The sequence below is a fragment of the Pseudomonas sp. 43A genome, from assembly GCF_013363935.1.
Taxonomy (GTDB): domain Bacteria; phylum Pseudomonadota; class Gammaproteobacteria; order Pseudomonadales; family Pseudomonadaceae; genus Aquipseudomonas; species Aquipseudomonas crudilactis.
On record NZ_CP054880.1, the window covers coordinates 1432241 to 1448966 of the forward strand.

At 60.3% G+C, this 16726-nt stretch carries 14 protein-coding genes and 2 pseudogenes; 9 read left to right on the top strand and 7 right to left on the bottom strand.

The window, feature by feature from the left end; all coding sequences use genetic code 11:
- Nucleotides 1-99 precede the first annotated feature (99 nt).
- Nucleotides 100-504, bottom strand: coding sequence for a hypothetical protein (locus tag HUW52_RS06345; protein ID WP_016983591.1), 405 nt, complete (start codon nucleotides 502-504; stop codon nucleotides 100-102).
- 141 nt (nucleotides 505-645) lie between these two features.
- Here HUW52_RS06345 and can point away from each other — a divergent pair, with 141 nt between their 5' ends.
- Nucleotides 646-1290: a carbonate dehydratase gene (gene can / locus HUW52_RS06350; RefSeq protein WP_007912954.1), complete on the top strand. Its 645-nt coding sequence runs from the start codon at nucleotides 646-648 to the stop codon at nucleotides 1288-1290.
- 8 nt (nucleotides 1291-1298) lie between these two features.
- On the opposite strand, the gene HUW52_RS06355 is transcribed toward can, so the two are convergent.
- The 3 genes from HUW52_RS06355 to acpA all read right to left on the bottom strand — a co-directional run bounded on the left by HUW52_RS06355 (nucleotide 1299) and on the right by acpA (nucleotide 4995).
- Nucleotides 1299-1823: an SET domain-containing protein-lysine N-methyltransferase gene (locus tag HUW52_RS06355; RefSeq protein ID WP_026000486.1), complete on the bottom strand. Its 525-nt coding sequence runs from the start codon at nucleotides 1821-1823 to the stop codon at nucleotides 1299-1301.
- A gap of 178 nt (nucleotides 1824-2001) precedes the next feature.
- Nucleotides 2002-3174: a hypothetical protein gene (locus HUW52_RS06360; RefSeq protein ID WP_175553207.1), complete on the bottom strand. Its 1173-nt coding sequence runs from the start codon at nucleotides 3172-3174 to the stop codon at nucleotides 2002-2004.
- Between the two features lie 120 nt (nucleotides 3175-3294).
- Nucleotides 3295-4995, bottom strand: coding sequence for an acid phosphatase (acpA, locus tag HUW52_RS06365; protein WP_016983594.1), 1701 nt, complete (start codon nucleotides 4993-4995; stop codon nucleotides 3295-3297).
- Nucleotides 4996-5142: 147 nt separating this feature from the next.
- On the opposite strand from acpA, the gene HUW52_RS06370 reads away from it, so the two are divergent.
- The gene (locus HUW52_RS06370) at nucleotides 5143-5433 is read left to right on the top strand and encodes a nucleotidyltransferase family protein (RefSeq protein WP_175553208.1); all 291 of its coding nucleotides are present in this window, start codon (nucleotides 5143-5145) and stop codon (nucleotides 5431-5433) included.
- The gene (locus HUW52_RS06375; protein ID WP_175553209.1) at nucleotides 5430-5774 is read left to right on the top strand and encodes a DUF86 domain-containing protein; all 345 of its coding nucleotides are present in this window, start codon (nucleotides 5430-5432) and stop codon (nucleotides 5772-5774) included. The genes HUW52_RS06370 and HUW52_RS06375 overlap by 4 nt, the downstream gene beginning before the upstream one ends.
- Nucleotides 5775-5810: 36 nt before the next feature.
- Here the strand turns inward: HUW52_RS06375 and HUW52_RS06380 are convergent, their stop codons facing one another.
- Nucleotides 5811-7229: a short-chain fatty acid transporter gene (locus HUW52_RS06380; RefSeq protein WP_175553210.1), complete on the bottom strand. Its 1419-nt coding sequence runs from the start codon at nucleotides 7227-7229 to the stop codon at nucleotides 5811-5813.
- A gap of 343 nt (nucleotides 7230-7572) precedes the next feature.
- Between HUW52_RS06380 and HUW52_RS06385 the strand changes: the two genes are divergently transcribed.
- Nucleotides 7573-8886 carry an MFS transporter gene (locus HUW52_RS06385; protein WP_175553211.1) on the top strand — a complete coding sequence of 438 codons (1314 nt, stop codon included), beginning with the start codon at nucleotides 7573-7575 and terminating at the stop codon, nucleotides 8884-8886.
- A gap of 39 nt (nucleotides 8887-8925) precedes the next feature.
- Here the strand turns inward: HUW52_RS06385 and HUW52_RS06390 are convergent, their stop codons facing one another.
- Nucleotides 8926-10296, bottom strand: coding sequence for a gluconate:H+ symporter (locus HUW52_RS06390; RefSeq protein ID WP_175553212.1), 1371 nt, complete (start codon nucleotides 10294-10296; stop codon nucleotides 8926-8928).
- A 329-nt stretch (nucleotides 10297-10625) separates the two neighbouring features.
- Here HUW52_RS06390 and HUW52_RS30670 point away from each other — a divergent pair.
- The 4 genes and pseudogenes from HUW52_RS30670 to HUW52_RS06405 all read left to right on the top strand — a co-directional run.
- A pseudogene (locus tag HUW52_RS30670) lies at nucleotides 10626-11312 on the top strand (PAS domain-containing protein); the annotation flags it as partial.
- A gap of 102 nt (nucleotides 11313-11414) precedes the next feature.
- Nucleotides 11415-11852 (top strand): annotated as a pseudogene (locus tag HUW52_RS30675) (methyl-accepting chemotaxis protein); the annotation flags it as partial.
- A 166-nt stretch (nucleotides 11853-12018) separates the two neighbouring features.
- Complete coding sequence (locus HUW52_RS06400; RefSeq protein ID WP_175553213.1) at nucleotides 12019-12618, top strand: flavin reductase family protein; 600 nt, start codon at nucleotides 12019-12021, stop codon at nucleotides 12616-12618.
- A 75-nt stretch (nucleotides 12619-12693) separates the two neighbouring features.
- Nucleotides 12694-13326: a LysE family translocator gene (locus HUW52_RS06405; protein ID WP_175553214.1), complete on the top strand. Its 633-nt coding sequence runs from the start codon at nucleotides 12694-12696 to the stop codon at nucleotides 13324-13326.
- An 83-nt stretch (nucleotides 13327-13409) separates the two neighbouring features.
- On the opposite strand, the gene ggt is transcribed toward HUW52_RS06405, so the two are convergent.
- A complete protein-coding gene (gene ggt / locus HUW52_RS06410) occupies nucleotides 13410-15242 on the bottom strand; it encodes a gamma-glutamyltransferase (RefSeq protein ID WP_175553215.1) in 1833 nt (610 codons plus the stop codon).
- Nucleotides 15243-15503: 261 nt separating this feature from the next.
- Between ggt and HUW52_RS06415 the strand changes: the two genes are divergently transcribed.
- Entirely contained in the window at nucleotides 15504-16613 is a 1110-nt protein-coding gene (locus tag HUW52_RS06415; RefSeq protein ID WP_175553216.1) for a DUF2817 domain-containing protein, read from the top strand.
- Nucleotides 16614-16726: the final 113 nt, after the last annotated feature.

Below are 16726 nucleotides of genomic sequence, written 5' to 3' on the forward strand. Positions count from 1 at the left end.
CTCCCACATGGATTTTGGGTAGATCACAATATTTGTGAACGACTTAATTCAATGTGGGAGCGAGCTTGCTCGCGAAGGCGTCCTCTAAGGCACGGATGATCAGCGGTTGCCATCCAGCGGATCGCGCCGCGCCAGTTCCGCCTCATCCAGCCCGTTGCCTCCGCCAATGTCATCCTCATCGACAATGCTCAGATCCCAATCGGCCTGATTGCCTTCCCCCGCCTCTTCGGCATCCCGCGCTCCGTCTTCATGAATCAACGTTTCCGGACTCAGGTCATCGTCGGTCGGCTCGTGATCGCTCACTGAAGCCCCGGTCATTCCTGCCTCGCGCACCCGTTCACGCGGCATCAGCTGCTCGCGCTCACGCTCCGGAATCTCATCTCCAATCTTCGCGCTCGGCTCGTCTTCATCGAAATCCAGCTCATGCACCGAACCCATGCGGTCTTCGTTATCATCGATGGGCTCCGGTTGCACGGCATCGTAAGGGCGTCGTGAATCAGTCATGGCAATTCCTCATACTGTGGGCCTTACTTAGGTGGACTCACCGGGCACACGAGAATTCCAATGAAATCACTTGCGGTGACGGCGTGACCCCGACGGGTGGTCGTCTGTCATACCAGCGCATCTTTCTTGAGGCCTTACAGCATGCATGACTTACAAGACCTGATTGATAACAACGAGCGTTGGGCTGACGCGATCACCAAGGAAGACCCGGATTTCTTCGCCAAACTGGCGCGCCAGCAAACGCCGGAATATCTGTGGATCGGTTGTTCCGACGCACGCGTACCGGCCAACGAAATCGTCGGCATGTTGCCAGGCGATCTGTTCGTTCACCGCAACGTCGCCAACGTCGTGCTGCACACCGACCTCAATTGCCTGTCGGTGATCCAGTACGCGGTCGACGTACTCAAGGTCAAACACATCCTCGTCACCGGCCACTACGGCTGTGGCGGTGTGCGCGCGTCGATGCAGGATCGGCAGTTCGGCCTGATCGACGGCTGGCTGCGCTCGATCCGCGACCTGTACTACGAAAAGCGCGAAGAGCTGGCCAAGCTGCCGACCGAAGAAGAGCAGGTTGATCGGATGTGCGAACTCAACGTGATCCAGCAAGTGGCCAATGTCGCTCACACCAGCATCATCCAGAACGCCTGGCATCGCGGGCAGAGCCTGTCGATCCACGGATGCATCTACGGCATCAAGGATGGTCGCTGGAAAAGTCTCAACACCACCATCAGTGGTTTCGAGCAGTTGCCACCGCAATATCGTCTGCGTCCGGTTGGCGCGTTGTAATCCGCCTGTCAGCGCAAACCCGAGTGCCGCCAGCGTTGTAAAAAGTGTTGGCCTTCGAGGCTGGGTGGGTCGTCATAACCGGTGATCCACCCTCGACAGCGTTTGGCCCCGCAGCCACAGGCGAACTGGTGCAGCAGTTTGTCTTCAGTGGCGGCGTAATCCATGGTCAGCCGTTCACCTCTGTGGATATCTTTCAACGCCCACAGCCATAACTCGCTCATGTCGAGAAACACGTTAGGGTCGCAAGCGTGTTCGATCAATCCGCAAAAGCGCGGGTCGTAGAGGTGGATGCCCGTCAACAGTTGTCGGGTCTGTCGGCAGCGATAGGGCAATAATTGTCCGGACACCCGGCACATCCGATGGGTTTGCGGGAATTCACGGCGCGTCGCCACCGCCGTTGGGGTGCCGTACTCATCCTGAAGAATTTCGAAGTCGGCGCTGGAGGGAAACCCCAGACGCACGGGCAGGCCCGCGAAGGGATAGATGCCTTCAGTGTCGCGTGGCGCCGATTGCGCCATGGCGTGGCTATTCATAACAGTCCTTGTCGCAAGGTTTCGCGACTCCTCGGGTTGACGTCCTGTCAATACAACAGTACTGCCGTTTGGATCCAATCGTGTCTTATTAGGTATAGCCGGTCTACTGTCAGATCTGACAGGCGATTTAGACGCTTTCCCGCGTCAGCATTGGCTGACACGGGAATGTCACAGGCAATTACAGGTGTGGGGCGGGAATAGCGGTGGCCGGCAGCGGCGCTTTCAATTGCTTCAGTTGCGATTTGATCGCAGTGGTTGCGCACTTGGCAGCTGCCTGCTCCGGGGTCAGGTTGCGAATCGAGGTGTAGAACAGCTCGCAGGTTTTGACTTTCTGTGTGACCTGCCACGTCTGCGTGCAACTGCTGAGAGTGGTCTGCGCGTCGCTGCCCGGTTTGCTGCCCATGCCAGCCTGCCAGCAGGCGGCGCTCAAATCCTGCCCCATGACTTTCAGACCAGCAGCATCAGCCTTGGCCTGTGCATCGTCGCCGGTGTAGCTCTTCGGGTCGGCGGCGTACCAGATATAACTTGGGTGGTTCGAGCCCAGCACCGGCACTTTCACGCCTTCGCTCGGGCTGATGGTCGCCAGCCCCAATACATTCACGGTTGGCCCGTATTGCTGCTTGATCCAGTTGCGCACCGGCGCGCCGAACGCGACCATCGGCAGCGTCGTGCCGCTGCTGGTCTGGCTGAACTGCTTGACCAGTGTGGTCTGGTAATCCTTGAAGTAGTCATAGACGCCTTCCAGATCGCTACCGGCGTTGGACGGCGCAGCGATCGGGGCAATGTCGATGATGGTCTGGAAGGCGGGCGTCTGATTGGCGGGAATGCCGTTGTCGGTCAGCAGCGTTGCCCAGCGATCGGTGGTATTGGAACGTAAATAATCCTGCGCCTGAGTCAGCGAGTAATCCGGCGGGAAGTGCAGCAACTCGACACTTTTACGATTTTCCAGGGCCATGCCCAGCGGCAGGAACAGATACCAGCTGTAGGCCCATTTGCCGTCGGCGTTGAGCTTGCTGGCGCCGGTGTAGGCCAGATCCCCCGCATCCAGCAGCGCCGACAAGGGTTTGTCGTAATCCTTCGGCACGCCGGTGATTTCGGCGTAGAGCTGACCGTTGTCGGTTTTTACCAGCACCTTGGCATCGGCATAACCATCGCGTTGCACGCTCTGGCTCAGGTAATGGGTGACGGTCTGCTCCAGCGTCCAGTTGCGGTAGCAGATCACATTGCAGTTGTTGGGGTAGGCGAAGAGACGGGTGACGCGTTCAGTGCTGCCCAGTTTCAGATCGACATCGGCGTGGGCGGCCGCGCTCAGTGTGAGGGCGGCGAGTGTGAGTCCTGCGAGTTTGAACATGCTCAGATCCTTTTCAGCGTGGGTTCCCCCGCGTGTCGGGGGCGTCTCATAGTGGATCAGCCGCGTTTGACAGAGAAGCCGTCATCGGCAGATTTTTGCGCAAACTCACTGGGCTGGTTTTCACGCCGGAAAATGCAAGGCGTTGGTCAAATCGCCCATGGGTTTCTGACCCCGGGCAATCATGGCGTCGTCACGTTGTTTGAGGCCGTCGAGGGTCTCCAGCTGGAACACTCGGCTGATCAACCGCAGAATCGATGCCGTGTCGTAGACCGTGTGATCCACTGTGCCCTTGCGCGCAAACGGTGACACCACCAGCGCTGGCACTCGCGAACCCGGCCCCCAGCGGTCGCCCTTGGGCGGTGCGACGTGATCCCACCAGCCGCCGTTCTCGTCGACCGTGACGATCACCACCATGTTTTGCCACTGCGGGCTTTCGCGCAGCACTTTCAGCGCACGGACGATGTGCCGGTCACCGGAGGCCACGTCGGCATAACCGGCGTGCATGTTCAGGTTGCCTTGGGGTTTGTAGAAACTCACCGCCGGCAACTTGCCCGCTTCGGCATCGGCGAAGAATTTGTTGCTGCTCGACTCATCCCCCAGGCCGGCATCGCGCAGGCGTTTACTGCGCTCGTCGGGATTCTCCGGGCCTTGCTGCTTGAAGTAGTTGAACGGCTGATGGTGATACTGGAAATTGGGGATTTTCGGAATGCCGCCGGAATCCTTGTACTGCTCCAGCGTCGCCTGCCACGCGCCGGCGTACCAGGCCCAATCGATGTTCTTTTTCGACAGCTTGTCGCCGATGTGTTCGTGGGTCTGCGGCACCATGACGTTGGGCAGATCCGCTTTGGAGTACGCCGGGCGCTCGGGGTCGCGAATCCAGGTGGGCCAGTAGGGCGGGGCGAGGGTGTTGACGCCGAAGCCGTCCGGGGTCAGCGCACTCGGGCCGAACTGCGGCGGGCCGGTCATCGCGCTGGCGGGGGATTGTTCCAGCGGCTTGAGGCGTGGATCGGCGGGATCGTCGCTTTGCAGTGCGGCGATCTGCGACTTGGCCACCGAATTGGCTGCGTCTGGATAGAACGGCGCTGTGGCGCTGATCAGGTATTGGTGATTGAGGAACGAGCCACCGAAGGCACCCTGGAAGAAGTTGTCGCACAGCACAAACTCCTGAGCCACGTCCCATAGACGCAGAGAATAGCGGCTCTGCGCGTAGTGACCCATGGTCAAGCCACCGGAGTCGGCCCAGGCCACGAAGCCGTCATTCTTGCCGCCGTTGATCTGCATCTGGTTCTGATAGAACACGTGCCACAAGTCGCGGGTCACCAGACCGAACGGCAAGTCCTCGCCATTCGGGCCTTTGAGAGCGAAGGGCGCGTTGGGCAGGTTTTCCTGAAACTGTGTGGCGCTGGGGTAGGTCACGCCATCGAGGGTTTGCGGGCCGATCTGCAGGACGCCGCCCCATACGGGCGGCAGGGTTTGCAGCAGCGAGCCGTCGCGATCGCGTTGTTGATAGTCGCCGGGCTTGAGCGCTGACAGCGGTTTTTCGACACCGGGGAAATCACCGAACAGATTGTTGAAACTGCGGTTCTCGGCGTAGATCACCACCACGGTTTTCACTTGATCGCGCAGGGCCTTGTCCAGCTCGGCTGGCGTCAGTGGGCGCTCCACCGGTTTGCCCGGCTTATCGCCCGCGCTGCCACAGCCGGCCAGTGTTGCACCGACACCCAGTACCGCAACGCCGCCGAGGAAGCGGCGGCGACTGGTGTCAACGGAGTTATTGGAATCAGTGGAGGGTGCGTCGGTGCCGTCTGTGTCGTCGCTCATGTCTCAGCCCGTTTTGCTTAAATGTTTCAGTATGTTTCGGGCGGACGCTAGCAAGGGGATGTGACGGTTGGGTTACAAATGGAGCGGTGTCTAGCGTCCTTTGGCACTGCTAGACTGCTGCATTAATGAATCTGGTTACGGTGATCCATGAAGCCTTCCACTGCTCTTGATTTGCAACGCGTTGCCATCCGTGAGGTTGTCGGAAGATTTCGTGTGGCAAATCCCCGTGTATTTGGCTCCGCCGCACTGGGGACTGATCTGGATGGCAGTGATCTGGATTTGTTGGTCGATCCACTTCCCGGTACCACGTTGTTCGATCTCGGTGGGCTGCAAGTGGAACTCGAGGACCTGTTAGGCGTGACTGTCGATCTGCTGACACCAGGAGATCTACCGCTGAAGTTTCGGCAGCAGGTTCTGGATCAGGCTCGTCCCGTATGATCGAAAACCGGCTCGGCGATTACCTCGAACATATGCGGCAGGCCGCGAGCGATGCGTTGATATTTATCGAAGGCCTGAATAAGGAAGAGTTCGCCGAAGACAAGCGAACGCAGCAAGCAGTCATTATGAGTCTGGTCATCATTGGCGAGGCGGCTACCAAGGTGATGGATCGTTATCCCGAGTTCACTGCTCAGAACACGCAAATTCCATGGCGGAGCATGCGCGGAATGCGTAATCGAATCGCTCATGGCTACTTCGATATCAATCTGGATGTAGTGTGGGAAACGGTTCAGGTCGCTTTGCCCGAGCTATTAACGGTACTCCCTACCGAACAGAACTGATCGCACCTGCACTAAGGCAGGTGCAACCTCTTCAAATTACGGCATCACCGGCGGCGTATACGCCAATGTCGTCCCCAGCGCCCACAGCAACAGCAGCACCAGCGGCGTGTGCACCAGCAATTGCACGAACGAGAAACCGATCAGATCCCGCGCCTTCAGCCCCAGTACGCCCAGCAACGGCAGCATGTAGAAGGGGTTGATCAGGTTCGGCAGTGCTTCGGCGGCGTTGTAGATTTGCACCGCCCAGCCGAGGTGGTATTGCAGGTCATTGGCGACTTGCATCACATACGGCGCCTCGATGATCCATTTGCCGCCACCGGACGGGATGAAGAAGCCAAGAATCGCCGAGTACACGCCCATCAACAGCGCATAGGTGTCGTGGGAGGCGATGCTGACGAAGAAGGTCGAAATGTGGTGCGCCAAGGTCTGCGCATCGGCACCTTTGACCGTGGTCATCAGCGCGGCAATCGAACCGTACAGCGGGAATTGAATCAGCACGCCCGTGGTGGTCGGCACCGCACGGGCGACGGCATCGAGGAAGCTGCGCGGACGCCAGTGCAGCAACGCGCCGAGCATGATGAACAGGAAGTTGTAGGTGTTCAGTCCGGAAATCGCGGTGATCGCCGGTTTGGTCGAGAACTCATGGAACAGCCATCCCGCCGCCAGCAGCACCAGCACGATGATCAGCAGCGGACTGTGTTCAAGCCATTCACCTGGACGGGTGCGCGGTTGCAGCGGTGGCAGATTGAAGGCCGGGTCGATGCCGCAGGCCTTGGCGTCACGCGCCGAGTTCGGCCCGGGGGCGGTGGCGTAGGCGATGATGATCGAGATCACGATCAGCGCCAGCAGCATGACACCGGACTGCCAGAGGAAAATCGTTTCGGTGAACGGAATCACCCCGGTGATCGACAGAATCGACGGCGGCAGGCTGCCGGGGTTGGCTTGCAACTGCGCGGCCGACGACGACAGACCCAACGCCCATACCGCGCCAAGGCCCAGATAAGCCGCAGCACCGGCGGCGCGGTAATCCATTTTCAGATCGGTGCGGCGGGCGAGGGCGCGTACCAGCAAACCACCGAACACCAGCGACAGGCCCCAGTTGAGCAAGGACGCGACCATCGAAATCAACGCCACCCACGCTACAGCGGAGCGGCCGTTTTTCGGGATGCGCGCCAATCGGTCGATCAGTTTCACGGCGGGTGGCGAGCTGGCGACTACGTAGCCACCAATCACCACGAAGGCCATCTGCATGGTGAACGGAATCAGGCTCCAGAAGCCGTCACCGAACGCCATCGCCGCATCGGTGGGTTTGGCGCCCATGGCCAGTGTGGCCAGGGCGACAATGATCACGGCGAGCGCAGCGAACACCCAGGAGTCGGGAAACCAGCGTTCGGCGAAGCTTGAACAGCGCAGGGCAAAGCGTGCGGAGCGGCTATCTTCGATATCAACGGCCACAGGGAGTACCTCGGATTTTTATGGTTATTGTGGTCCGCGGGTTTCCGATTTCTCTAAACACACCCTACCTGTGGGAGCGAGCTTGCTCGCGAAGGCGGCAGGTCAGTCGACATAGATCCTGAATGTACCGGCCTCTTCGCGAGCAAGCTCGCTCCCACAGGTGTTTCTTCGGTTGTCGGAGACAGGGACTAACCCGCTGGACAGGCAATAACAGTAATTCAACTGCCGATGCTTTGTGAGCAGGTTTTGCAAAACCGGGACTATGGTCTAACGGGTTGTCCATCCGCCCATTTGCGTAGACCATGGGCGCCTTGGTTTTTTGCCTGTTTCCGAGTTCTTTGCCATGACTGCCCACTTCCCGGCCAAACCTGCGCCGTTCAGCCGTTCCGACTACAAGACCCTCGGCCTCGCGGCCCTTGGCGGCGCGCTGGAGATTTACGATTTCATCATTTTCGTATTCTTCGCCCTGACCCTCAGCCAGTTGTTCTTCCCGCCGGAAATGCCCGAATGGCTGCGCCTGCTGCAGAGCTTCGGGATTTTCGTCACCGGTTACCTGGCGCGGCCACTGGGCGGAATTCTGATGGCGCATTTCGCCGACCGAATGGGGCGCAAGAAAGTCTTCAGCCTGAGCATCCTGATGATGGCGCTGCCGTGTCTGCTGATCGGGATCATGCCGACTTATGCACAGATCGGTTATTTCGCGCCGCTGCTGTTGCTGGCGCTGCGCATCCTGCAAGGTGCGGCGGTGGGCGGTGAGGTGCCGAGCGCCTGGGTGTTCGTCGCCGAGCACGCGCCCACCGGGCATCGCGGTTACGCCTTGGGCTTTTTGCAGGCCGGGCTGACCTTCGGTTACCTGATCGGCGCATTGACCGCGACGTTTCTCGCACAAGTCTTCACCCCGGCGGAAATCCTCGATTACGCCTGGCGCTACCCGTTCCTGCTCGGTGGTGTATTCGGCGTGATTGGCGTTTACCTGCGTCGCTGGTTGAGCGAAACCCCGGTGTTCATGGCCATGGAAGCGCAGCGTGAAGCGCGGGTCGAACTGCCGTTGCGCACAGTACTGCGTGAGCATCGATTGGCGATGTTGCCGGCGATGTTGCTGACCTGCGTATTGACCTCGGCAGTGGTGGTGTTCGTAGTGATCACCCCGACCATGATGCAGAAAACCTTCGGCATGACCGCCAGCCACACCTTCGCCCTCAGTGCATTGGGCATCGTGTTTCTCAATATAGGCTGCGTGATTGCCGGATTGCTGGTCGACCGAATTGGCGCGTGGCGCACGGTCATGCTGTATAGCCTGCTGCTGCCTTTGGGCATCGGTGTGCTTTACGGCTGCCTGATCAGCGGTGGCGAGTGGATTGGTATGGCGTACGCGATTGCTGGTCTGGCGTGCGGAGTGGTCGGTGCGGTGCCCTCGGTGATGGTCGGCTTGTTCCCGGCGCGTATTCGCGTGTCAGGCATTTCCTTCACCTACAACATCGCCTACGCCGCCTGGGCAAGCATCACACCGCTGCTGCTGATCGGTCTGATGCCGTGGAGCCCGTGGATTTGTGTGATGTTCTGCGCGGTGATGGGCATGGTCGGCATCGTCAGCGCGGCGTATTTTGGCGCGCGCATGCCCCGAGTCGGCAACCAATCCGTGGCGCCCTGTTCCTGAAGGCGAGTTAACGGCCTCAGCGCAAACTCGCCGAGGCCGTCACGTCAACCAGTGCCACCACAGCAACGTCCCCACCAGACCCACCACCGAGACGATGGTCTGCAGGATCGACCAGACCCAGATCGTCTGTTTCAGCTGCAAGCCAAAGTACTCGCGAACCATCCAGAAACCGGCGTCGTTGACGTGGCAGAAGAACACCGAGCCGGCGCCAATCGCCAGCGCCACCAACGAACTCTGCGTTGCGGCGAGACCCGCCATCATCGGCGCCAGAATCCCCGCCGTCGTCGTGGTCGCGACCGTCGCCGAGCCTGTAGCCTGACGCAAGGCCACAGCGATCAGCCACGCCAGCAACAGGTACGGCATGTGCGCGCCTTCAGCGACTTTGCTGATGGTCTGACTGACGCCGGCATCCAGCAAGGTCTGCTTCAAGCCGCCGCCAGCGCCGATGGTCAGCAACAGCACGGCAATCGGCGCGAGGCTTTTGCGCAGGGTGCCGCCGACGTCTTCACGTGGCATGCCGTTGGCCCAGCCGAGGCAGATCACCGCCGCCATCACTGCAATGCCCAGCGCCACCAACGGTTCGCCAAGGAACTTCAGGCTCAGGGCGATGCTGCTTTCCGGGCTCATCGCGACTTTCGCCAGGGTGCTGCCGAGCATCAGCAGCACCGGCAACAGAATGATCAGCAGCGACATGCCGAAACTCGGCTGGCGCGGCGCTTTCGGCGGCGCACTGAACAGGGCGCCGAGCTCTGCCGGCTCATCGACGTGCATGCGTTTCGACAACCAGTTGCCGTACAGCGGCCCGGCCAGAATCACCGCTGGAATGGCGATGCTGAAACCGAGCAACATGGTCAGCCCAAGATCGGCATGCAACGCGCTGACGGCGATCAACGGCCCGGGATGCGGTGGCATCAAGGCATGCAGCGTGGTCATCCCGGCCAGCGCCGGAATCGCGATTCTCAACAGCGGCTGACCCGAACGGCGAGCCATGACGAAGATGATCGGCACCATCATCACCAGACCCACTTCAAAAAACAGCGGCAGGCCAATCACCATCGCCACCAGCGCCATCACCCACGGCAGCGACTTGCCTTTGCCCAGCCCGAGCAAGGTCGAGGCAATACGGTCAGCGGCACCGGATTCGGCCATCAGTGCACCGAGCATCGAACCCAGCGCAATGATGATCCCGGCCTCGCCGAGAATCGCCCCGGCGCCTTTGCTGAAGGCCTTGGCCACGTCTTCGGGCGGTAAACCGGCGCCGACACCGGCGATGAAAGTGCCAATCAGGATCGATAGAAACGGCGGAAGTTTGGTGGCGCTGATCAACACGATGATCGTCGCAATGGCCAGCAGGCAGCAGAGAATCAGGCGGGTGTCGTGAACCATCCAGGCAGCGGTCGATAAATCCAAAACGGGACTCCTTATCGGGCGGATACCTGCAACATGTTGTTGCAATTTTCCTTGAGAATACCTGAAATGGCCGGGCCAGAGCGTTGGGTTTTGTACCTTCCCGGTAGGTGAGTAGAGAGGGGTGATGGCCTATCGAGATTATTTTTGACTGACCGGTCGCGAGCGCTCTTCAGAAAAGATTTTCAAGGCCGATGGTTAGGCTGCATCCCGCTTTCTATCCTGCCCATCGGTACTTCCCCATGTTCAACAAACGCTTGAAGCAAGAGCTGGCCGCTCTTCGTGAAGAACTCTCCAGCCTTGTGCAAGTGAAGGAAAGCCTGGAAAGCGAGATGCTGGTGCTGACCCTTGAGCCCGACGGGCGCATTCAGTCGGTCAACCAGAACTTCCTCACCGAGATGCTCTACAAGAGCCAGGACCTGATCGGTCGGGCGATTGAAGACATCGTCCCGGCCCACGTTAAAACCGATGAATTCCATCACCGCTTCAAAAACGCCATGAACCGCGGCGAACATTTCGCCGGTGCCGTGCGCCTGCTGCGTGGCAATGGTGAAGAAGCGTGGCTGCGTTCGATCGTGCAACCGGTGCGTTCTTCGGATGGGCGGATCAAGCACATTTCGCTGTTCGCCAGCGACCTGACCCGCACCATTGAAGCTTCTCGTGAACATGAAAACCTGATCGGTGCGTTGGTGCGTTCGACCGCTGTGATCGAATTCGACCTCAACGGCAACGTGCTGAACGCCAACGATCGCTTCCTCAGCGGCATGGGATACAGCCTGGCGCAGATCAAGGGCAAACATCACCGGACGTTCTGCGCTCCGGAAGAATACAACAGCGCCGAGTACCAGAATTTCTGGCGTCGTCTGAACAATGGCGAGTTCGTCGCTGACCGCTTCAAGCGTGTCGACAGCCATGGTCGTACGGTGTGGCTGGAGGCGTCCTACAACCCTGTGGTCGATGCCAACAACAAACTGTACAAAGTGGTGAAGTTCGCCACGGTGATCACCGATCAGGTCAACCGCGAGCAAGCCGTCGCCGACGCGGCGAGCATCGCCTACAGCACCTCGCAGCAAACCGACAGCACCGCGCAACGTGGCACCACCGTGGTCACCGAGGCGGTGAATGTGATGCGTGATCTGTCGCGGCACATGCAGGCTGCCGGTGAGGGTATCGAGGCACTGAACGAGCAGTCGCAGGTGATCGGTACCATCGTCAAAACCATCAGCGGCATCGCCGAACAGACCAACCTGCTGGCGCTCAACGCTGCCATTGAGGCGGCGCGCGCCGGTGAGCAGGGCCGGGGTTTTGCCGTGGTGGCCGACGAAGTGCGACAGCTGGCCTCGCGCACCAGCCAGGCGACCGAAGAGATCGTCACCGTGGTGCGGCAGAACCAGGAAATGGCGCGCAACGCCGTGGCCCTGATGACCGATGGCAAGCTTCAGGCCGAACAGGGTCTGGCGCTGGCGGCCGAGGCGGGCACGGTGATTGTCGAGATTCAGGATGGTGCGCAGAAAGTCGTGAATGCGGTCGGCCAGTTCGCCAATCAACTCTCCCACTAATCTCCACTGATCCATTGTGGGAGCGAGCCTGCTCGCGAAGGCGTCAGTTCACTTAGCAGTGCTGTTGACTGACACACCGCTTTCGCGAGCAAGCTCGCTCCCACAGGTTCTGTGTTTCTTCAGTGGCAGCGCTACAATCGGCTCCTTTTCCCCCGGAGCAGACCCCATGAGCGCTTCCCACCGCCGCCCGGTGCCCTTGAACAAAGCCTATCGTTTGCTCAATCACGGGCCGACCGTACTGGTCAGCGCCGCCTACGATGGCCAGCGCAACATCATGGCCGCCGCCTGGGCCATGCCGCTGGATTTCGAACCGCCGAAAGTCGCCGTCGTCCTCGATAAATCCACCTGGACCCGCCAATTGCTCGAAGCGTCCGGCACCTTTGTGCTCAACGTCCCTTGCGTCGATCAGGCCGACATCGTGCAAACCGTCGGCAATACCTCTGGCCTGGACATCACCCAAACCCAAGGGCAAGACAAGTTTCAGGCTTACGGCCTGCAAACCTTTGCCGGCGAACAAGTCGAAGCGCCGCTGCTCGACGGCTGCGTCGCCTGGCTTGAATGCCGTTTGCTCCCAGAGCCGCGCAATCACGAGCAATACGACCTGTTTCTCGCCGAAGTCATCGCTGCCCACGCCGATGAGCGCGTGTTCAGCGACGGACGCTGGCATTTCGAAGGGCACGATGGTTTACGCACCTTGCACCACGTGGCGGGCGGGCATTTTCTGAAAATTGGCGATACGGTGGATGGCAAGACGCTAGCGGTGTGAATAGCGGCTGATGGCAAAACATTGCCGGATGTTGCAAGGTAGAGGGCATCGTCGAACCGATCAGGCGCATGCCCCATGGATCTTTCCCTTTCAAGTTATCTGGCGCCGCTGCTGTCGTTGGCCCTGTTGTGGACGGTGGCCGTGGTCACGCCCGGCCCGAACTTCTTCAACATCGCGCAACTCGCGGTCAGCCGTTCCCGCCGCCACGGTGTCGTCGCGGCGCTCGGCGTGGCCAGCGGAACCGTGTTGTGGGGGCTGGCGGGTGGCCTGGGCATTCAGTCCTTGTTCAGCGCCGCGCCGACGCTGTACCTGAGCTTCAAGATTGCCGGTGGCTGCTACCTGATCTACCTCGGGCTCAAGCAGTTCAAGCCCAAGGCGCCGATCGTCGCGGGCACGCTGGATGACTCGCAGCAAACGTTGCTCGGCGCTTATGGCCGCGGCTTTCTGGGCAACATGACCAATCCCAAGTCGGCACTGTTCGTCGCCACCATCTTCGCCACCGCCATGCCGGCTCACATCCCACCGCTGTTGCTGGCGCTGGCAGTCATGACCATGGCGACGCTGTCGTTCAGTTGGTATTGCTGCGTCGCGTTGTTCTTCGCCAGTCGCCGGATCGCTGGTGTGTATGAGCGTTCGCGGCAATGGCTGGATCGGTTCGCGGGTGGATACTATCTGCTGTTCGGTGCGCATCTGGTGGCGAATCGCTGATATCGGGTGATCTTCCGGGTTAAATCCGCTGCATGAAAAAAGGCCTACCTCGCGGTAAGCCTTTTTTGTTTTGCGTCCTAGCCTCAATCCCCCAACGCTTCGCCTTCACGCCGTGGATCCGCGCCACCCTCCAACGACGCTTTCCCCTGTGCATCCTTGACCCGCACGATGGCCTGGGTGCCGCTGGTCATGTCGATTTCATTGACCGCATGCCCTTTGTCTTTCAGTACCTGAATCAGCGCCGGGCTGAACTGGCCTTGTTCCAGTTCGGTCGGGCCGTTGCGGCTGCCGAAGTTGGGCAGGCTGATGGCGCTTTGCGGGTCGAGGTTCCAGTCGAGCAGGCCGACGGTGGTTTTGGCCACGTATTCGATGATTTGCGAACCGCCGGGCGAGCCGACCGTGGCGACGAATTCGCCGCTGTGGCGATCAAAGATCAGCGTTGGCGCCATCGACGAGCGCGGACGTTTGCCAGGTTCGACGCGGTTGGCAACTTTCTGGCCATTCTCTTCGGGGATGAACGAGAAGTCGGTCATCTGATTGTTCAGCAAGAAGCCCTGAACCATCAGGTGCGAACCGAACGCGGCTTCGATGGTGGTGGTCATCGACACGGCGCCGCCGAGGTCATCCACCGCGACCACTTGCGAGGTGGAGATGCGCAGCGGCGAACGGTCCGGGGCGTAGGCAACCTGCACACCCGGTGGCGTGCCCGGTTTGGCGCTGCCCATGCTGCGTTCGCCGATCAGGCTGGCGCGGCTGGCGAGATATCCGGGATCGACCAGGCCTTTGACCGGCACCGGCACGAAGTCGGTGTCGGCGACGTATTGCGCGCGGTCGGCGTAGGCCAGACGTTCGGCTTCGGCGATCAGATGCACGGCTTGCGGATCCGGTTCGATCCCGGCCGGTTTGTCGGTCTTCTGCGGTTTCAGTGGCGTCAGGGAAAGACGTGGGTCGCGAGTTTCCAGCGCCTGCAATGTGCCGAGAATCTGCGCCACGGCGATGCCGCCCGACGACGGTGGCGGCATGCCGCAGACCTGCCAGCGCTTGTAATCGGTGCACAGCGGCGCACGTTCCTTGGCCTGATAGCGCTGCAGATCGTTCAACGACAGGCTGCCGGGGTTGGCGTGGCCCTGCACCTTGGCGACGATTTCTTCGGCGATCGGGCCTTTGTACAGCGCGTCCGCGCCTTCGCTGGCGATGCGTTTGAGCACTGTTGCCAGCGCCGGGTTTTGCAGACGTGTGCCGACGGCTTTGACGCTGCCATCGGCGTTGAGGAAATACTTGGCCATATCAGGCGACTGGCGGATGACTGGATCTGATTCCAGCAGCGAGTGCAAACGCGCAGAGATCGCAAAGCCTTGCTCGGACAGTTTGATCGCTGGATCAAACAGCTTCGCCCACGGCAGGCGACCGTGTTGTTGATGCGCCATCTCCAGTGCGCGCAACACGCCCGGCGTGCCGACCGAGCGACCGCCGATCTGCGCCTGCGGGAACGACATCGGTTGCCCATCGGCGCGCAAGAACAGCTTCTCGGTGGCGCCGGCCGGCGCGGTTTCGCGGCCGTCATACGTGCGCACCTGTTTGCCATCCCACAACACGATCATTGCGCCGCCGCCGATCCCGGAAGATTGCGGCTCAACCAGGGTCAACACCGCTTGCATCGCAATCGCCGCATCAATCGCCGAACCGCCCTGACGCAGCATCTCGCGCCCGGCTTCAGCAGCCAAGGGATTGGCAGCGGCGGCCATGTGTTGGCTGGCGTGACGGGTTTGCAGATCGGTGCGGAAACCGGAAGCAGCTTCCGGTGCCAGCGGCAAGGTCGAGGAGGGCGGGGCGTTGCATGCGGTGAGGGTCAGGGCGCTGATGATCAGCGTCAGGGCTGGCAGGCGAAAGCGTCTCAAGGGCAAGGCTGAAAACACGCGGGCTCTCCGTCCGTGGGATAAAAGTCTGAGGGACTTTATCGACCGCTCGGTCGCGACGCAAACCGATGGGCATTTTTGTCTTTCTTTTCAGGGCGGATGTTCGCTAGGGTCAATCGCAAATCCGTTGAGCTGCACTGAGCACCTGTGGGAGCGAGCTTGCTCGCGAATGCGCAGTATCAGTCGGCAGAAATGTTGAATGTCCAACCGCTTTCGCGAGCAAGCTCGCTCCCACAATTACAAGATCAACAAGAGGCTGATATGCACAGCGAGTTCCCCACCGAATCCAGCTACCGCGATCAACGCGAACAGTTCATCGCCGCCGCCAATGCCGCCGGCGCCACGCTCACCTCGTACGCCCATCCGCGTTGCGGGCCATTCGGCGAACCCCTGAGTACCGACGTCGCCGTGCTCGGCGATCCGCAGGCAAAACGTCGTCTGGTAGCGCTCAGCGGTACGCACGGCGTCGAGGGTTATTACGGCTCGGATTGCCAGATCGATTGGCTGAAAACCTTCGAACCCGGCTCATTGCCCAAGGATGTCGCGGTGGTGATGGTGCACCTGATCAACCCATGGGGCACGGCGTGGTTACGCCGGGTCAACGAAGACAACATCGACCTCAACCGCAATCACCTGGATTTCACCGGGCCGCTACCGGATAACCGCGCGTACGCCGCACTGCATGAAATCTACGCCTGCACCGATTTGCACGGCCCCGAGCGCCAACGCGCCGATGCCTTGCTCGATGCGCAGATCAACGAACACGGCTGGCCGGCGGTGATGTCGATTGTCGAGGGCGGCCAGCACAGCCATCCCGACGGACTGTTTTACGGTGGTCGTGCGCCGAACTGGTCGAATCGCACTTTGCATCAAATCATCGAAAAGCATCTGGCTGGCGCTGAAACCGTGATGTGTTTCGACCTGCACACCGGCGCTGGCGAATACGGCCATCCGATGTTGCTGACCATCACCCAGGCGCCTTACCCGGCACTCGCGCAGGCCCAGGCAATTTATGGCCCATGGCTTTACACCCTGCACACCGGCGCCGACACCTTGAGCGAAACCGGTGTCGCGGCGACGGCTACCGGGTACACCTCGCAGGCGTTGCTCAATGCTTTACCGGACGTGCAGTTGATGCCGTTCGTGATCGAGTGCGGGACGTATCCGGGGCCGGATGTGCATCGGCATCTGCGCGATGACCATTGGCTGCATTTGTATGGTGATCCGCTGGATGCCACGGGGCGGGCGATCAAGTTGAATCTGCTGGAGCAGTTTTATCCGGCTGATCCGGATTGGCGTGCAATGGTCGGTTTGCGCACGCGGCAGATCTGGGTTAAAGGGTTGTCGGCGTTGGAAAACTGCTCGCAATAAATCATCAGTCTCTTTGCTGTCGGCACTTTCCTCACAGGCACAAAAAACGGCTCACTTTGCGGTAAGCCGTTTTTTGTATTTGTGGTGCGCGATCTAATTCATACCTGGATCGA

Bases quoted from the DNA above. Each gene is read 5' to 3' on its own strand.
- HUW52_RS06405 (WP_175553214.1), top strand. From the start codon at position 12,694: ATGGATCTTTCCCTTTCAAGTTATCTGGCGCCGCTGCTGTCGTTGGCC.
- HUW52_RS06400 (WP_175553213.1), top strand. From the start codon at position 12,019: ATGAGCGCTTCCCACCGCCGCCCGGTGCCCTTGAACAAAGCCTATCGT.
- HUW52_RS06375 (WP_175553209.1), top strand. From the start codon at position 5,430: ATGATCGAAAACCGGCTCGGCGATTACCTCGAACATATGCGGCAGGCC.
- can (WP_007912954.1), top strand. From the start codon at position 646: ATGCATGACTTACAAGACCTGATTGATAACAACGAGCGTTGGGCTGAC.
- acpA (WP_016983594.1), bottom strand. From the start codon at position 4,995: ATGAGCGACGACACAGACGGCACCGACGCACCCTCCACTGATTCCAAT.
- HUW52_RS06355 (WP_026000486.1), bottom strand. From the start codon at position 1,823: ATGAATAGCCACGCCATGGCGCAATCGGCGCCACGCGACACTGAAGGC.
- HUW52_RS06360 (WP_175553207.1), bottom strand. From the start codon at position 3,174: ATGTTCAAACTCGCAGGACTCACACTCGCCGCCCTCACACTGAGCGCG.
- HUW52_RS06345 (WP_016983591.1), bottom strand. From the start codon at position 504: ATGACTGATTCACGACGCCCTTACGATGCCGTGCAACCGGAGCCCATC.
- HUW52_RS06415 (WP_175553216.1), top strand. From the start codon at position 15,504: ATGCACAGCGAGTTCCCCACCGAATCCAGCTACCGCGATCAACGCGAA.
- HUW52_RS06385 (WP_175553211.1), top strand. From the start codon at position 7,573: ATGACTGCCCACTTCCCGGCCAAACCTGCGCCGTTCAGCCGTTCCGAC.
- HUW52_RS06370 (WP_175553208.1), top strand. From the start codon at position 5,143: ATGAAGCCTTCCACTGCTCTTGATTTGCAACGCGTTGCCATCCGTGAG.